Annotated in this window: 14 protein-coding genes; 8 read left to right on the top strand and 6 right to left on the bottom strand. The window is 65.1% G+C overall.

What is annotated here, in order from left to right; genetic code table 11:
- Positions 1–37 precede the first annotated feature (37 nt).
- Together EQ874_RS12635 and EQ874_RS12630 are read right to left on the bottom strand one after the other, a co-directional pair.
- The gene (locus tag EQ874_RS12635) at positions 38–1486 is read right to left on the bottom strand and encodes an exopolysaccharide biosynthesis polyprenyl glycosylphosphotransferase (protein WP_129976981.1); all 1449 of its coding nucleotides are present in this window, start codon (positions 1484–1486) and stop codon (positions 38–40) included.
- Positions 1483–2637, bottom strand: a complete 1155-nt coding sequence (locus EQ874_RS12630; RefSeq protein WP_242496755.1) for a class I SAM-dependent methyltransferase — start codon at positions 2635–2637, stop codon at positions 1483–1485. Before EQ874_RS12630 ends, EQ874_RS12635 begins: the two co-directional genes overlap by 4 nt.
- 62 nt (positions 2638–2699) lie before the next feature.
- On the opposite strand from EQ874_RS12630, the gene rfbC reads away from it, so the two are divergent.
- Positions 2700–3254: a dTDP-4-dehydrorhamnose 3,5-epimerase gene (gene rfbC / locus EQ874_RS12625; protein ID WP_129976979.1), complete on the top strand. Its 555-nt coding sequence runs from the start codon at positions 2700–2702 to the stop codon at positions 3252–3254.
- Between the two features lie 16 nt (positions 3255–3270).
- Here the strand turns inward: rfbC and EQ874_RS12620 are convergent, their stop codons facing one another.
- From EQ874_RS12620 to EQ874_RS12605, 4 genes are read right to left on the bottom strand one after another with little or no spacing between them, the layout of a single operon-like run.
- Complete coding sequence (locus EQ874_RS12620) at positions 3271–4311, bottom strand: SDR family oxidoreductase (RefSeq protein WP_064064629.1); 1041 nt, start codon at positions 4309–4311, stop codon at positions 3271–3273.
- A gap of 1 nt (position 4312) precedes the next feature.
- The gene (locus tag EQ874_RS12615; protein ID WP_064064712.1) at positions 4313–4996 is read right to left on the bottom strand and encodes a PIG-L family deacetylase; all 684 of its coding nucleotides are present in this window, start codon (positions 4994–4996) and stop codon (positions 4313–4315) included.
- Positions 4963–5757 (bottom strand): hypothetical protein, encoded by a 795-nt coding sequence (locus tag EQ874_RS12610; protein WP_064064628.1) that lies wholly within the window; start codon positions 5755–5757, stop codon positions 4963–4965. The genes EQ874_RS12615 and EQ874_RS12610 overlap by 34 nt, the downstream gene beginning before the upstream one ends.
- On the bottom strand, positions 5754–7010 hold the full coding sequence (locus EQ874_RS12605; RefSeq protein WP_129976978.1) for a class I SAM-dependent methyltransferase: 1257 nt from the start codon (positions 7008–7010) through the stop codon (positions 5754–5756). Before EQ874_RS12605 ends, EQ874_RS12610 begins: the two co-directional genes overlap by 4 nt.
- A 241-nt stretch (positions 7011–7251) precedes the next feature.
- On the opposite strand from EQ874_RS12605, the gene EQ874_RS12600 reads away from it, so the two are divergent.
- The 7 genes from EQ874_RS12600 (at position 7252) to eno (ending at position 15442) form a co-directional block, all read left to right on the top strand.
- Positions 7252–7713 (top strand): GyrI-like domain-containing protein, encoded by a 462-nt coding sequence (locus EQ874_RS12600; protein ID WP_129976977.1) that lies wholly within the window; start codon positions 7252–7254, stop codon positions 7711–7713.
- Positions 7713–8138: a hypothetical protein gene (locus tag EQ874_RS12595; protein WP_016934842.1), complete on the top strand. Its 426-nt coding sequence runs from the start codon at positions 7713–7715 to the stop codon at positions 8136–8138. Before EQ874_RS12600 ends, EQ874_RS12595 begins: the two co-directional genes overlap by 1 nt.
- Before the next feature lie 69 nt (positions 8139–8207).
- Positions 8208–8951 carry a hypothetical protein gene (locus EQ874_RS12590; protein WP_129976976.1) on the top strand — a complete coding sequence of 248 codons (744 nt, stop codon included), beginning with the start codon at positions 8208–8210 and terminating at the stop codon, positions 8949–8951.
- Positions 8948–11110 carry an Rv1355c family protein gene (locus EQ874_RS12585; RefSeq protein WP_129976975.1) on the top strand — a complete coding sequence of 721 codons (2163 nt, stop codon included), beginning with the start codon at positions 8948–8950 and terminating at the stop codon, positions 11108–11110. Before EQ874_RS12590 ends, EQ874_RS12585 begins: the two co-directional genes overlap by 4 nt.
- 18 nt (positions 11111–11128) lie before the next feature.
- Positions 11129–13051: an EAL domain-containing protein gene (locus EQ874_RS12580; RefSeq protein ID WP_129976974.1), complete on the top strand. Its 1923-nt coding sequence runs from the start codon at positions 11129–11131 to the stop codon at positions 13049–13051.
- Between the two features lie 265 nt (positions 13052–13316).
- On the top strand, positions 13317–14039 hold the full coding sequence (locus EQ874_RS12575) for a lytic murein transglycosylase (RefSeq protein ID WP_016934316.1): 723 nt from the start codon (positions 13317–13319) through the stop codon (positions 14037–14039).
- A 116-nt stretch (positions 14040–14155) separates the two neighbouring features.
- On the top strand, positions 14156–15442 hold the full coding sequence (eno, locus tag EQ874_RS12570) for a phosphopyruvate hydratase (RefSeq protein WP_016934317.1): 1287 nt from the start codon (positions 14156–14158) through the stop codon (positions 15440–15442).
- The last annotated feature ends 5 nt before the right edge of the window (positions 15443–15447 follow it).

Below are 15447 nucleotides of genomic sequence, written 5' to 3'. Positions count from 1 at the left end.
CGGCGACCGGTACGGTGCGCTGAACCGGCTGTGTGCATCATCGCCCCTTCATCGTGATCACCGCGGACACGGTGCGCAACAGGATCTTGATGTCGAACCACAATCCCCAGTTCTCTATGTAGAAATTGTCGTAGCGGGCGCGAGCAGCGATCGAGGTGTCGCCACGTAGCCCGTTCACTGCCGCCCATCCGGTCAGTCCGGACGGAACACGATGTCGCGCAGAATAGTTCGGAATAGTCTCACCGAACCGGTGAACGAAGTGCGGTCGCTCCGGTCTCGGTCCGACAAGAGTCATGTCACCGCGGACGATGTTCCACAGCTGTGGTAGTTCGTCGAACGACGTCGCGCGCAGGATCTTGCCGAGGCGACCGAGCCGGGCATCCTGTGCGATACACCAGTTCGTTGCGGATTCGTTCTCGTCCAACGGTTTCAGCGTGCGGAACTTCAACAGGTCGAACTCTCGTCCGTCCAAGCCCACTCGCCGTTGTCGAAACAGTATCGGAGCCGACCGATCCGAGAACCACACCGCCACCGCGGTGAGTACCAGCAGTGGTGTCAGCGCTACCAGGATGACGGCGCTGAAGACCCGACTCGTCCACAGCTTGATCTTCCACCTCAGGGAACGGTGAGCCGCTCGGCGCACCCGCATGAGGGGCATCGCCCCGATGCGTTCCATGTCGCCGCTCACCGCCGTGATCTCCCACAGCCGGGGGACGAGGTATATCTCGCAATCGAGACGGTCGCACTTGCGGACGATCTTCAACATATCGCAGTCGCGAGTGAACGAGAAGGCGAGAATGGCTGTTTCGATCCTGTTGGCGCTGAGAAACTCCCGTAGCCTTCCGCTCAACGGCAGGACCGGCACGTCGACCCGGCGCACGGTGTCGGGCCTGGGGTCGTCGTCGAGCAGACCGACCAACTCGAGGCCGCAGGCCGGTTCGCCGACTATCTCCTCCGCCAGCATCCCGGCGATGTCGCCACCCCCCACGATCACTGTCCGTCGACGTCGTCGTGAATTGCGTCGTACGTGCCGTTCCATTGCGTACGCGCCGATTCGGGACACCGTCGACGCGGTGAACGCGAGCGCAGTCAGCCTGACGGCTCCGAAAGACGAACCATATGGCTGGAACATGAGTGCTGTGATCACCCCGGCCAAGGTGACTGCGGCGAGTATCCGGGGCAGATCGTCGAGCACCGAAAGGGTCAGGTGGGAGCGATAGGCTCCCATCATCGCCATGAGCAGGACGAGGGTCGTCGCGGTGGGGAGTGGCCTGTCGGCCCCGGTGAGCGCAAGCGTCCCCGAAAGGACGGCGAGATCCGAGATCGGTGTGGACAGAGTGATGTGCGCCCGAATCCGTGAGCCGAGATGGCGCCGCGGATGTGGTGTCGGAGTAGGCGACTGGGAAATAGAGAGGGTGGCCTCGTCGAAGACCGGTGAGGGCCGGAGAGGCGCGACCTGTCGGGCACGACGCGTGTTGGTGGTCACGACGGTCTCCCGAATCCGATGCTCATCCGTGCAGGTCCCGAGGGGGAAAGGGTGCTCGTCCCCATCAGATCGCCGAGCGTGCTCCATCGACCTTCCAGTTCCGGATAGTGTTCCTGCACCTCGATCAGCAGGTCGGGCAGAGCCAGAAGCACATGATCGGGTCGACGACGCAGAAGTTGTTCCGGTGAAATGATCGGAATATCGGTACCCGGCATGCGTCGCCCTTGCTTTGCGGGAGACGCGTCCGCGACGCCTGCGACGAGACGCCGGTTCAGGCGAGCGCGGGCGAACAATGAGACTGCTCGGGATGCGGCACCGTAGGCGTACACGCTGCATCCGCGACGATTCATCGTTGTGAGCAATGTTCTCAGCGCGACGGACTGGCCGTCAGCCGTGTCCTGCAGTGCACGCGCGGCGGTGGGGTCGGTGATGCCGGCCTCCCTCTCGTGGTCGAGAATCTGTCGTACCGAGAGCGGCAGTGTCCGGGGCACGGTGGGAGTCGCGGCGACGAGGACGGTGCCACCGTAGAGATCGAACGTCCACGCGTCGGCCACATGCAGGCCGGCGTGGGCGAGAAGGCGCCGTGCAGTGGTCAGCGAGTAGTAGGCGAAATGACCGTGCCGTAGGGCAGTCCACTGCCGGTGCGCGAGTATCGCTGTGAACGTGTGGAACTGAAGCAGCAGAACGCCGTCGGCGGTGAGAGCGGCAGCGCGCTGCCGGAAGGCGGCCCTCTGGTCCGGGGCGTGCATGATCCCGAAGCTGTCCACCGCAAGAGACGCTCGCTGCCCGGCGGGAACAATTTCGTAGCCCCGATCGGCGAGCAGAGGCAGCCAGGTGCCGCCATGCGGACTACCGAACTCGGTGACGGTCCCGCCGGTGAGCCAACCGGCATCGGCGACCTTCCGGACGGCGTCGGCGGCCTGGTCGCGCAATGCCTGCGGCTCGACACCGCGCGGTTCGTCCGGGACGGTGTCGTCGTCGACGAGCTGGGAGAGGCCACAGTCGCTGCACATGGCCATTGCCAACGGGTGCGACGTCTCGGCGGCGGTGACAGGGGTACGGTCCGGAGGGAAATGGTCTGCTGCGGGCATCACGCCGAGATCGAGAACTCGCTCGAGGCCCGTTCCGCCGCAGCCGCGACAGGCTGTCATGTCGGTACCTCGCGCAGGCGATTCGGGCATCGTCCGGGGACACGATGCGCGACAATCGACTGATGCGTGCCGACACCGCCGACTTGTGCGACGTACGGGTGTTCCGTCCCGAACCCTTCCGGGACGATCGGGGTCTGTTCACCCGCACGTTCGACGCACGGCTCTTCGACGCGGAGGTCGGGCCGACCGGCGTGCGGTCGTGCGATCTTCTCCAGGATTCCCAGTCGCGATCGGTACGAGGGGTGGTGCGAGGCATGCACGGCCGCACCGGCCGTGGGGAGGCGAAACTGGTGCGATGTGCTCACGGAGCCGTGCACGACGTGCTTGTCGACGTTCGTCGCGATTCGCCCACGTTCGGTCGTCAGCAGGTGTTTCGGCTCGATGACGTCGAGTTCGCGCACCTGTTCGTCCCGCCGGGTTTCCTCCACGGATTCCAAGTACTCACGGACACCGCGGATGTGTGTTATCGCATCGATCGGGAGCACGATCCCGCGGAGGATGTCGCGGTGCGTTATGACGACCCGGATCTCGCGATCGCGTGGCCGCTGCCGCTCACCGTGCTCAGCGCACGCGATGCCGCAGCGGGAAGTTGGCGTGATCTTCTTGCGGCACTGTGATTCGTGTGCGAGTACTTCAGGCATCCGGGACTCCGATCCGCTGGAAGCGCATCGTCGAGTCCAGTTCACCGATCTCCTGGAGTCGATTCAGGCGGGCGAGCCGCGTGAAGCGCGTAGCGAATGCGTCGCCGGTCAGGCCGTACCTCCGATAAGCGTCGTACAACTCGGCGGCGCCGTCGCGTACCGTCCACCTGGCCTCGTACCCTTCGAAGACGTGGCGAACTCTGGAGAAGTCGACGCGGTAGGACCGCGGGTCCGGGCCGCTCTCGCCGGTGACGGTGACTGTGGAGCCGGGAACGATCTCTGCCACGGCCTGGGCGATTCGAGCGACCGTGACGTTGTTGACCTCACTGCCGATGTTGAAGGCCGAGCAGTGGACCCGGTCGGCGGGTGCGACGAGAGCATGGGCGAAAGCCTCAGCGATGTCCTGTGCGTGCACGAGGGGCCGCCATGGCGTTCCGTCCGACAGGACGCGGACCTCGCCGGTGAGAAACGCCGATCCGACAAGGTTGTTCAGGACGATGTCGGCGCGAAGGCGCGGTGAGTACCCGAATGCTGTCGCATTGCGCAGGAATACAGGGGAGAAACCGGAGTCGGCCAAGGCAGCGACGTCGTCTTCGACGCGCACTTTGCTCTCCGCATACGGAGTGACAGGGCGCAAAGGGGCGCTCTCGTCGACAAGTTCGTCGCCGGCCGAACCGTAGACCGAACACGTCGAGGCATAGAGGAACCGGCGTACGCCTGCTGCCTTGGCACACCGAGCAAGCCGAACGGAGGCCTGATGGTTGATTTCGTAGGTGATTCGCGGTTCGAGGAAGCCGAGCGGATCGTTCGACAGCGCCGCGAGATGGATTACCGCGTCGAAACCCGCGAGCTGAGAGACGTCGACGTCGCGCAGGTCGAGGCGCAAGGTGGGTGGATCGTCGGGAGCGGGGCCGAGGAGGCAATCGGCGAACAGGCCGGAGTCCAGCCCGGTCACGTGGTGGCCGTACGAGCGGAGCACAGGAACCATGACCGATCCGAGGTAGCCCTGATGGCCGGTGACGAGTACGCGCATGTCACGCCTTTCCGAAATGGACGACGGCCTTCTCCAGCACGAACGCCTCGGCGTGTGGGCGCCGGCACTGCACGCCGCGAAGCCGGGACAGGCCGAGGAACGCCTGTTCGTCGAACCAGTCGTGCTCGATCTGGGACGGGTAGTACTTGAGCAGGATTCGTGTTTTCTCTTCCGCGACCTTGCGGGGGAGCGCATGGTAGATCGCGGGCCGAGGAGTGTCGTTCTCCCACTTGATGATTTCGTAACCGAGAATGAGATGGTCGCGGAACACGGTGGGAACCAACTCGGCAAGCAGTCGATGATCCTGGTGGGCGTCCCCTCGGTGCGGTGCGAAAACCACGTCCGGCGTGCACGTGTGCCGGAAGGCCTCGAGGGCGAACTTGATCGCCTCCCAGTAGCCGGGTGCGCGACCGTCGGGGATGTCGAGGACGGTGATCTCGAGCTCGGCTCCGGGACAGAGCGCCTTCAGCGCGTGCCGCTCCTCGATCTCGCGTGCCGAATCCTCGCCGGAGAGCACGAACGCGTGAACGCGCACGGAACCGGGTGCCTGGGCGGCGAGGGTCAGCAGCGTGCCCCCGAGGCCGATCGCGATGTCGTCACAGTGCGCCCCCAGGACCGCAATCTCCCGGATGTCGCCCGTGTGCAACTCGATCACGGGGTCACCGCCGGGCGGGCCGACTCCCATACGGTCCAGGGGTGGATGCCACGAGCGTAGTTGTCGTCCAGTTCCGCACGTTCCTTGAACGTGTCCGCCGGTTTCCAGAACCCACTGTGCCGATAGCCGTACAACCGGCCCTGGCCGGCGAGTGCGCCGCAGACGTCGGCCACCAGATCGCCGCCGGGGGGAAGGAGATCGAAGATCGCCTGGCTCAGAACGAAGTACCCGCCGTTCTCCCAGATGGGGAACCTGCTCACAGGAACGATTTCCTTGATCTCGCCGTTCTCCGCTACGTCGACGCAATGGAACGACGACTGCGGAGGTACGACCAACATCGAGGCCGTAGCGCCCGACCGATGGTAACGATCGATCATCTCGTCGAGCGGGGCGTCGGTGAGGACGTCCGCGTAGTTGGCGAGGAAGTACTCGTCTCCCTCGAGGTGCCGGCGGACACGGCGGAGACGTTCACCGATCGCCGACTCGAGTCCGGTGTCGACGAAAGTGATCCGCCAGTCGCTGATGTCGGTGCTGAGGCAGTCGACGGTGTTGTCGTGGAGGATGAAATCGTTCGATTGCTCCTCGTGGTAGTCGAGGAAGAAATTCTTGATCTCGGACGCTCCGTACCCCAGGCACAGGATGAACTCCTTGTGACCGAAGTGCGCGTAGTACCGCATGATATGCCACAGGATCGGCCGGGGGCCTACCATCTGCATGGGCTTGGGAATCTGGTCGTTCCGATCGTTACGCATGCGCATGCCGTAGCCACCGCAGAACAGTACAACCTTCATGATGTTGTCCTCCAGGACAGTTCGGGTTCGCCGATGGTCGTGTGAATGGTGGGGAGTGGAAGGACGAGGCGTCCCTTCCACTCCGCGATATACGCGAGCTGGCGGGTCAGTTCGGGCTCGAGGTTCCAGGGCAACGCGAGGACGACGTCCGGCCGGTCCTGGGCGATCCGCTCGACGGGCTCGATCGGGATCCGCGTCCCCGGCGTGAAACGTCCGTGCTTGTACGGATTCCGATCGACGGTATAGGACAAGAGATCCGGTCGGATGCCACAGTAGTTGAGCAGCGTGTTGCCCTTGCCGGGTGCTCCGTAGCCGACGACCGAGAGGCCTTCGTTCCGGCACTGGAGGAGGAAGCGCAGCAGATCGAGGCGTGAGGTGCGTGCGAGCGGTTCGAGCCGGAAATATCCGGTGGGATCGTGTAGCCCTGCGCGCCTTTCGATCTCGAGAACCTCGGCGACGCGCGGACTCGGGTCCTGTGCTGCCCGTTCGGGCCGCGCCCACACACGGATCGAACCCCCGTGGGTGTCGAGCAGTTCCACGTCGACGATCCGGAGGCCCCCGGACGCCAGCGCTCGCGCGGCAGACAGCACCGTGTAGTACTGGAAGTGCTCGTGATAGATCGTGTCGAACTGCCCGAGTGCCACCAGGTTCAGGGCGTGGTGGACCTCGACGCTGAGCCAGCCGTCCTCGGCCATGAGCAGGCGCAGCGCACGCGTGAATCCGACGAGGTCGGGTACGTGAGCGTAGACGTTGTTCGCGACGACGAGATCCGCCGGGCCGTGTTCCGTCCGAATATGTTCGGCCAGTTCGATATCGAGGAAACCGGTGTGGGTCGGCACGCCGGCTGCCCTGGCGGCCTCCCCGACATTGACCGACGGTTCGATGCCCAGGCACCGGATGCCGGCGTCCACCGCGTGACGGAGGAGGTAACCGTCGTTGCTCGCGACCTCGACGAGGGTCGAGTCGGGCCGGAGCCGTCCGCTTCCCAGTGCGTCGTGCACGAAGCTTCGAGCGTGATCGACCCACGACTGCGAGAACGAGGAGAAGTAGGCGTACTCGGTGAAGGTGTCCTCCGGCGTGATCAACGCGGGTATCTGCAGCAGTAGGCAGTCCTCGCACAGGCGCAGGTGGAGTGGATATGTGCATTCCGGGAGGTCGAGCTGCTCGGCCGTGAGGAATCGTTCACACGGGGGAGTGGCTCCGAGGTCCAGGATGCTGGTCAGGCGGTCCGAACTGCACAGACGGCACTTCATGCAGGTGCCCCCTCGGTGGGAAGAGCGTGTCCGATCTCGAGCCCCGAAATCGATGCCCCAAATAAACCATACCTGGAGAAGGGAAACAAGCTAAAAAAAGACCTTATGTTGGTTTTGCAGAACCTTTGAAACCATCCGTTTCACCCCTTAGGCTCGTACTCGTCCCATTCGATGTGCCGGTGTCGGGCAGTGCACGCGAAGCAGGGGGGGACGATGTAGTCGCGTTTGGAGGTTCTGCCCGATGTCGTTTCAAATCGTGGAACGTCGCGAAACTCTGGTGGCCGGTGTGCCCGTTCGAAGTCCGCGGCGAGCCCTCGGCAAACTTCGTGATCCACACCTCGAAATCGCGTGGTCGGCTGTGCTCAACGGAGACACGTCCGGACCGTTCGCGACCGCGTACACCGATCACGCGGAGGACATAGGGTCCTACTACACACAGACAGTAGGGTTCTGCTGCGAGTCGATCGATGACGTACCCCCCGGCTACGTCATCTCCCGTGTCTCTGCCGGCACCTATGCGAAGTTCTCGGTGGTGGGAAGCCGCTTCACCGATATCTTCGACGACCTGTGGCGGCAGATATGGGATGCCGAAGCGGAGGGGAGGATCATCCGAGCCTTCACCGGGGATTTCGAGTCCTATCCCCACGCATTCGGAATCGACCTGTACGTCGCGATCGTCGTTCCGGGACGCGGGGAGGAGTGATGACTTTCACCGTCGTGAAGGTGGGGCCCTGCCTCATGGGTGGGCTGGTGGTCCCAGGCGCCGAACCGGGTGTCTTCGGGGAATCGGGCAGTTTGACCGATTTCACGCTGGAACGGTTGCGTTCCCGGAAGATCCGAGACCTCGTCGCCGTATTCGTCTGCCATCCGCGGGCAGGGTGGTCCGCGGTCTTCGGGTACCGCCTGGATGATCCGGACGATCTTGTGATCGGAGATTCGATGGTCCGGCTCGGAGAGCGGTACGCCGCCCGCTTCGTGCCCGACGGTCCGTCGCCGGATCCCTACAAGGATCTCTGGCGCCAAGTGGAGATGGCGGAGAAAGAAGGCGCCATCTCACGCACATACGACCAGGAAGTGGCCTACATACCGGAGCGGGGCGAACCCGAGTTGTACATCTCGGTGTTCTGAGAACGCCCGGCCACCGAGCGCGCATCCGTGTCGGGGGCGCTCGGTGGGACGCCGGGGGGAAAGGTCGTCGTGGATCCCCAACCGTTGTTCGCGCACCACACGCTCCATTTCTGGGACGAAGACTCGGGATATCACTTCGTCGCCGCCTCACCGGAGAGTGAACCGGGTTTGTGGTCGCAGTTCCTCGATGGTGCATATGACGCCTACCGGCGTTTCGACGTCGAAGTCGCTCTCGAATACGACCTGATCCGCGACGGAACGTCGACAGCGTTGTTCTTCGTTGCGGTCGCTGTCGACGGCACCGTGCACGGCGGATCACGCGCTCTCGGTCCGTATACGAGCGTGACCGAGTCGCATCCGTTCGTCGAATGGACGGATCCGGCCGCCCGGGCGGAGATCGCCCGCATCCTCGAGCCTTGTATTCCCCATGGTCTCGTCGAGGCCAAGACGGGTTGGGTGGCCGACGACGTTCCGCGGCGTCACGAACTGAGTGCGGGAGTGGCGCGCACGGCGACCTACTTCATGGAACTGCTCGGCGCCAGGTTCCTCCTCGGGACAGCTGCGGACAACGCGTTGGGGATGTGGCGGCGTGCGGAGGCTTGCGTCGTGGATGACGTTCCTCCCACTCCGTATCCGGATGACCGTTATCGCACACGGATGTTGTTGTGGGATCTCGCGTGTTGCGATGCGTCCAGAAGGAGCAGAGAAATCGAGAAACTCCTGTCTTCCCGCACGATCCCGGGGTGGTGGAACCTCTCACGGTCGCATCGGAGGATCGACGATCGGAGAGAATCGAACGGGGGGGTGCCGTGAACGTCCGCGAACCGCGTTTCGAGGCAGTTCTCCTGGCGGAGGATTGCGACGAGGACATGGTCGAGTTCGAACGACTGCAGGGCCGGGGAATCACCCTGGAGGATCGACTCGACGAACAGCTCGCGGGTCTGGCGGCGCTCGGGTCCGGCGTCGACAACGACGGCGCGCCAGGCGAATATATCCACGACGAAGCCGCTCGGTGGGCCTACTACCCCTGGCGCGAGGTAGCGGTCCGGGTCCTCGGTCCTGTCGGGTTCGACCGTCTCCGGCTCGACCGTAACCGCAACAAGATCACGGCGGAGGAACAGGCACGTCTCCGATCCGCCGCCGTCGGGGTGGTCGGACTGAGTGTAGGGCACACGGTGGCGTACACCTTGGCGTTGGAAGGTGCCTGCGGTGTACTGCGGCTCGCCGACCACGACATCCTGGAACTGTCCAACCTGAACAGGATTCCCGCCTCGGTCCTGGACCTCGGGGTGAACAAGGCTGTGATCGCCGCGCGGCGCATCGCAGAGCTGGACCCCTACCTGCCGGTCGAGGTGTGGACGGAGGGGGTGACGCCCGAGTCGGTCGAGGACTTCTTCGAAGGACTCGACCTGGTGATCGACGAGTGCGATTCGTTCGATGTGAAGTTGTCGATCCGGACGTGCGCGGCACGACGACGAGTTCCCGTCGTGATGCACACCAGCGATCGTGGGCTGCTCGACGTCGAGCGGTTCGATCTCGATGGCGAACAGCAACCGTTTCACGGGTTGCTCGGCGACCTCGATCCGGAGACGTTGAGAACGCTGTCGAATCGGGACAAAGTCCCGTACGTACTGAGATTGCTCGACGCGAAGCAGATCTCCGAACGGCTTGCAGCCTCACTTCTCGAGGTAGGGGAATCGCTGGAAGCGTGGCCGCAACTCGGTGCAGACGTCGGCCTCGGTGGCGTCACTGTCGCGACTGCGGTGCGCGGGATCGTCCTCGGCGGTTCCGTCACTTCCGGTCGGTGCCGAGTCGACCTCGACCTTCGTCTCACTGTGCCCGAGCCACAGTTTCCGGTCCCAACGGAGCCGGAGACAACACAGTCGAACGAGAACACCTGGTCGGACTCGGTCGCTGCCGTCGTCGACGCCGCGACCCGGGCACCGTCCGGAGGAAATTCGCAGCCGTGGACGATCGTCGTCGAACCGACACGGCTGACCTTCGCGCTCGCCACCGAACCCGAACCGGTACTGATGGATCTGTATCGCCGAGGCAGTTGCGTTGCGCTCGGAGCCGCCCTCCACAATGCTCGAGTGGCCGCAGCCGCCCACGGGATTCTGGGTCCGCATACGGTGGTCGATGGTCCTGACGAAGCTCGGCCGGGCATTCCGCTCGCCCGGCTGGAGCTGGGAACCGGTTCGGATCACGAATTCGCGGCGTTCTACGGACCGATGCTCGCCCGCGCCACCAACAGATTCCCCAGTGATGATCACACGATCACGCACGGCGAGCTCGAAGCGATGCACGCAGCCGCCGATCTCGTCGACGGACGCATCCGGATCCTCACAGGCAGCAACGATCTCGCCGCGATCGCAGAGATCTTGTCGGAGTCGGACCGCGTGCGGTATCTGGACAGGCCGCTCCGGACCGAGATGATCGGCGAACTGCGATGGCCGGGCGACTCCCACCCGGAAAGCGGAATCGAGGTGGTCTCTCTCGGACTCGACACGGCGGAGTCGGCCATGCTCGAGGTCGTACTGCGGCACGATGCTCTCGACCGGCTCGGCGAGTGGGGGCTCGGGGGCGGTCTCGGGAAGATGACCCGCGACCGAGTGCTGGGAAGCGCGGGACTCGTCGCAGTGTTCACCGACAGGCGCTCGGGGGCGGACTACATCCGTGCCGGTGCGACCGTCGAGAGTGTGTGGATCGCGGCCCAGGCGGTCGGCTTGGCCGTTCAGCCCGTATCTCCGATCTTCCTGTATGCCGATACGCGAGCCGACTTCGAGCGATTGAGCCGTGACCATTCCGACGTTCTACAGGTGTTGCAGCGGAACTTCGCCGATATGCTGCAGGTGGACGAGGACGATGGGATCGCCCTCTTGTTGCGTATCGGTCGGACGACTGCGGGCCCGGTCCGTAGCAGGCGTCGCGCCGATCGTGTCCTGCGCGCCGACGGACTTCTCCTGCGGTGACCCGACGACGGAGACATCATGCCCGATGGCAAGAGGACCCTCGAAAGTCTGGTCACCCGGATTGCGGCGCGGCTCATGCCCGCAGATGCTGCATCCCACGACCGGGTCGTCCGTCTCGTGCTGCGCGATCTGGTCGAGTTCCTCGGCGTCGATACGTGCTTCCTTCGCTACAACGACCATGACATCGGCGCGACGATTCTGGTGGCGGAGTGGCCACCCCGCGAACACGTACCGGATCCGGATCCTTTGGGAGTGGTCTACTTCCACAGTGCAGACCCCGTCATGGCCGCAGCCCAGGACATGAAGGAACCGTTGTTGACCGAGGGGAACGATACGAACGGTCTGCAGGCGGGGAAGGACACGCAGGGTTATGCCGACCGGGTGTTCGCCGCCTCCGGGATGTCCGGTGTGTCGTTGGCGGCGGTCCCGCTCGTGTCCGGCCGGATCACGACAGGCACATTGGGGCTGGTGAAACAGACGACGCGGCCGTGGAGCGAGGAAGAGGTCAACGCCCTGACGCTCATCGCGGCGCTGCTCGCTCAGGTACAGGCACGCATCCGTGCAGAGGAGGATCTCCGGCGGGCGGCCTACCATGACTCGCTCACCGGCCTGGCGAGCCGGCGCGCATTGTTCGAGTATCTCGACAAACGGCTGGAGGACGGCGCTCCCGGTCCCGTGGGAGTGTTGTTCCTCGACCTCGACAGGCTCAAGGCGTTGAACGATTTCCTCGGGCACAAGGCCGCCGATTCGTATCTCTGTCGTATCGCCGATCGCCTCTCCGAGGGAAGTGAGTCCGACGATCTCGTCGCCAGGCTCGGTGGCGACGAGTTCGTGGTCGTACTGTCCGGTCCTTCGTCGCCGGCGGAGGCGACGAAACGGGCGGAAGTGCTGCAGGAGGTGGTGGGGGCATCCGTCGCGCTCGGCGGTCAGACCGTCGGCCGAGGTGTCAGTGTCGGCGTGGCACTCGGAACTCCGGGGCAGGTAGGTTCGGCGACCCTGCTCAGCCGTGCCGACCAGGCGATGATGGTGGTCAAGCGCCAGGGTGGCAACGGTGTCGGCGTGTTCACCGACGACATGAACGAGAAAGGGGACCGGCGCACCATCATCGAGATGAACCTGCGGACATCGATCGACGATGATCACCTGACCTTGGAGTATCAGCCGGAGATCGACCTCCGTACGGGCATGATTCTCGGCGTCGAAGCTTTGGTGAGGTGGAACCACTCGCCGCTGGGGCTTCTCCAGCCGGGAGAGTTCGTCGAGGTCGCCGAATCCACGAATCTTGCCGGCGAACTCGGCGAATGGGTCATCACGCGTGCATGCGCGCAACTGGCGGGATGGAAACGTGAGATTCCGGGACTGCGAATCACCATGAGCGTCAACGTTTCACCGGTCCAATTGGTGTCGCTGGATTTCGATGCGACGGTGAAGTCCGTCCTTCGACGCTACGATCTGGAAGGTTCGGAGTTGTGCTTGGAGATCACCGAGAACGTCGTTGTCGGTGACCTCCAACGGACGAGGGACACCCTGCGACGGCTCGAGAGGCTCGGAGTCCGGGTCGCGATCGACGATTTCGGTACGGGATACAGTTCGCTGGGGCATCTGAAGTCCCTCCCCGTGGACACTCTGAAGATCGACCGGGGCTTCGTGCAGAATCTCGATCACAGCGAGGAAGATCGGGTCATCGTCGATTCGATAGTGGGTCTGGCCTCGTCGTTCGGACTTCGAGTCGTTGCGGAAGGAGTCGAGTCGACAGGAGCGGTGAGAGAACTTCTGGATCTGGGTTGTGTGCGCGCTCAAGGATTTTTGCTGAGTCGGCCCGCGACCCCGGATCGACTCGTGGGGATGCTCCGTGTCGGCAGGATCCGGCTGCCCTGGAGTCCGGAAGGTGGGGTAGGGGCAAGAAGGTCCATGGCACGGCGATGCCGGGAACCGTTCTGAAAGTTGGTTATTGTGCTATAAAAAATCTTAAGGTATGTTTTTGACGGCAGGATGCTCCGGCTCCGACGCAGGGTTCTCGTCGACTCGTGCTGAGCGCAACGGTGCGTCTCGGGAATCTTCGGGGGAGTCCGTCCCCTCGCGGACTCCACCTTCCCGACCGGTGCCGGCGGTCTTCGGGGGACTGTCGGCGCCGGCCTGCTCTTTCTCCCGTGTGGAAGATGGAAGGGTGCCGTCCGATCGAGAACCCCGACGCTGGCTGTGGCCGGTGGTCCTGTTCAGTGCGCTGATCGCCGTCGTCTTCGTGGCGGTCGAGTCCGCCCTGCACTCACCTCGGCAGCCGTCCGTCGAGATCCCCGACGGTGTCCCCCCGGCGCCCGGCCTCCCCGTCCCACCCATCGATGTGAACGGTCCCGGCCGCACGGCCGCGCAACTCGCCGACTGGGCCGAACCCCAATCGCGGGAGCTGGGCATCCCCGTCACCGCCCTCGAGGCGTACGGGCACGCGGCGGTCGTCCTGGCCGTCGGCACGCCGGGTTGCGGCCTGTCGTGGACGACCCTCGCCGGGATCGGCAACGTGGAGAGCAGCCACGGCCGGTTCGGCGGCGCGTCCCTCGCACCCGACGGCAGCGTCTCTCCTCCCATCCGGGGTGTCCCGCTCGACGGCACCCGGGGCAACGCCGAGATCCGCGACACCGACGGGGGCCGACTCGACGGGGACCCGGTCCTCGACCGGGCGGTCGGGCCGATGCAGTTCATCCCCGAGACCTGGGAGAGGTGGGGAGTCGACGCGAACGGCGACGGGATCGCCGACCCCGACAACATCGACGACGCGGCCCTGGCTGCGGGCCGCTATCTGTGCGATCGCGGTGGCGACCTGACCACCGCGGAGGGGTGGACGAACGCCCTGATGGCCTACAACCGGTCCACCGAGTACCTCATGCTCGTCCGCGACCGCGCCGCCGCCTACGGGGTGGGAGTGCGGCCGTAGACGGCACCGCGCCGGGCCTCGGGCGCGCCTGTGCCTCACACGCAGGTCGCGACCGTTAGGCTGTCCCCAGCGTGCAGACACCGCAGCGTGAAAGTCCATCGAAGGAGAATCAGCCAGTGGCCATCATTGAGCAGGTAGGAGCCCGCGAAATCCTCGACTCCCGTGGCAACCCCACGGTCGAGGTCGAGGTGCTGCTCGAGGACGGAAGTTTCGCCCGCGCTGCAGTGCCGTCGGGCGCCTCCACCGGCGAGCACGAGGCCGTGGAGCTGCGTGACGGCGGCGAGCGTTACCTCGGCAAGGGCGTCGAGAAGGCCGTCGAGGCCGTCCTCGCCGAGATCGGCCCGGCCATCATCGGCCTCGACGCCACCGAGCAGCGCACCGTCGACCAGGCGCTCCTCGACGCCGACGGCACCCCCGACAAGGGCCGTCTCGGCGCGAACGCCCTCCTCGGCGCGTCGCTCGCCGTCGCGAAGGCCGGCGCGGAGTCGTCCGGGCTCGAGCTGTTCCGCTACGTCGGCGGCCCGAACGCCCACATCCTCCCCGTTCCGATGATGAACATCCTCAACGGTGGCGCCCACGCCGACACCGGCGTCGACGTCCAGGAGTTCATGGTCGCGCCGATCGGCGCCCCGACCTTCAAGGAATCCCTCCGCTGGGGTGCCGAGGTCTACCACTCCCTCAAGTCCGTGCTCAAGAGCAAGGGCCTGGCCACCGGCCTCGGCGACGAGGGCGGCTTCGCCCCCGACGTCGCGGGCACCAAGGCCGCGCTCGACCTGATCAGCGAGGCCATCGCCAAGACCGGCCTGAAGCTGGGCAGCGATGTCGCGCTCGCGCTGGACGTCGCGGCCACCGAGTTCTACACCGAGGGCACCGGCTACGCCTTCGAGGGCCGGAACCGGACGGCCGCCGAGATGGGCGCCTTCTACGCCGAGCTGCTCGGCCAGTACCCGCTGGTCTCCATCGAGGATCCGCTCAGCGAGGACGACTGGGAGGGCTGGGTCGCGCTCACCGAGGCGATCGGCGACAAGATCCAGCTCGTCGGCGACGACCTGTTCGTCACCAACCCGGAGCGCCTCGAGGACGGCATCGTCCGTGGCGCCGCGAACGCGCTGCTCGTGAAGGTCAACCAGATCGGCACCCTCACCGAGACCCTCGACGCCGTCGACCTCGCGCACCGCAACGGCTACAAGACGATGATGAGCCACCGGTCCGGCGAGACCGAGGACACCATCATCGCCGATCTCGCCGTCGCCGTCGGCAGCGGACAGATCAAGACCGGCGCGCCCGCCCGGTCCGAGCGTGTCGCGAAGTACAACCAGCTGCTGCGCATCGAGGAGTCCCTCGGTGACGTCGCTCGCTACGCCGGCGAGCTCGCCTTCCCGCGGTTCTCCGTCGAGGGCTGACCGCC

It is taken from the genome of Rhodococcus sp. Q1, from assembly GCF_004153645.1.
GTDB lineage: Bacteria > Actinomycetota > Actinomycetes > Mycobacteriales > Mycobacteriaceae > Rhodococcus > Rhodococcus gordoniae.
This window is presented reverse-complemented; position numbering and strand designations above follow the sequence as displayed.

Excerpts from the sequence above, each read along its gene's own strand:
- EQ874_RS12630 (WP_242496755.1), bottom strand. The coding sequence starts at position 2,637 with ATGACAGCCTGTCGCGGCTGCGGCGGAACGGGCCTCGAGCGAGTTCTC.
- rfbC (WP_129976979.1), top strand. The coding sequence starts at position 2,700 with ATGCGTGCCGACACCGCCGACTTGTGCGACGTACGGGTGTTCCGTCCC.
- EQ874_RS12620 (WP_064064629.1), bottom strand. The coding sequence starts at position 4,311 with ATGCGCGTACTCGTCACCGGCCATCAGGGCTACCTCGGATCGGTCATG.
- EQ874_RS12615 (WP_064064712.1), bottom strand. The coding sequence starts at position 4,996 with ATGGGAGTCGGCCCGCCCGGCGGTGACCCCGTGATCGAGTTGCACACG.
- EQ874_RS12610 (WP_064064628.1), bottom strand. The coding sequence starts at position 5,757 with ATGAAGGTTGTACTGTTCTGCGGTGGCTACGGCATGCGCATGCGTAAC.
- EQ874_RS12605 (WP_129976978.1), bottom strand. The coding sequence starts at position 7,010 with ATGAAGTGCCGTCTGTGCAGTTCGGACCGCCTGACCAGCATCCTGGAC.
- EQ874_RS12600 (WP_129976977.1), top strand. The coding sequence starts at position 7,252 with ATGTCGTTTCAAATCGTGGAACGTCGCGAAACTCTGGTGGCCGGTGTG.
- EQ874_RS12595 (WP_016934842.1), top strand. The coding sequence starts at position 7,713 with ATGACTTTCACCGTCGTGAAGGTGGGGCCCTGCCTCATGGGTGGGCTG.
- EQ874_RS12580 (WP_129976974.1), top strand. The coding sequence starts at position 11,129 with ATGCCCGATGGCAAGAGGACCCTCGAAAGTCTGGTCACCCGGATTGCG.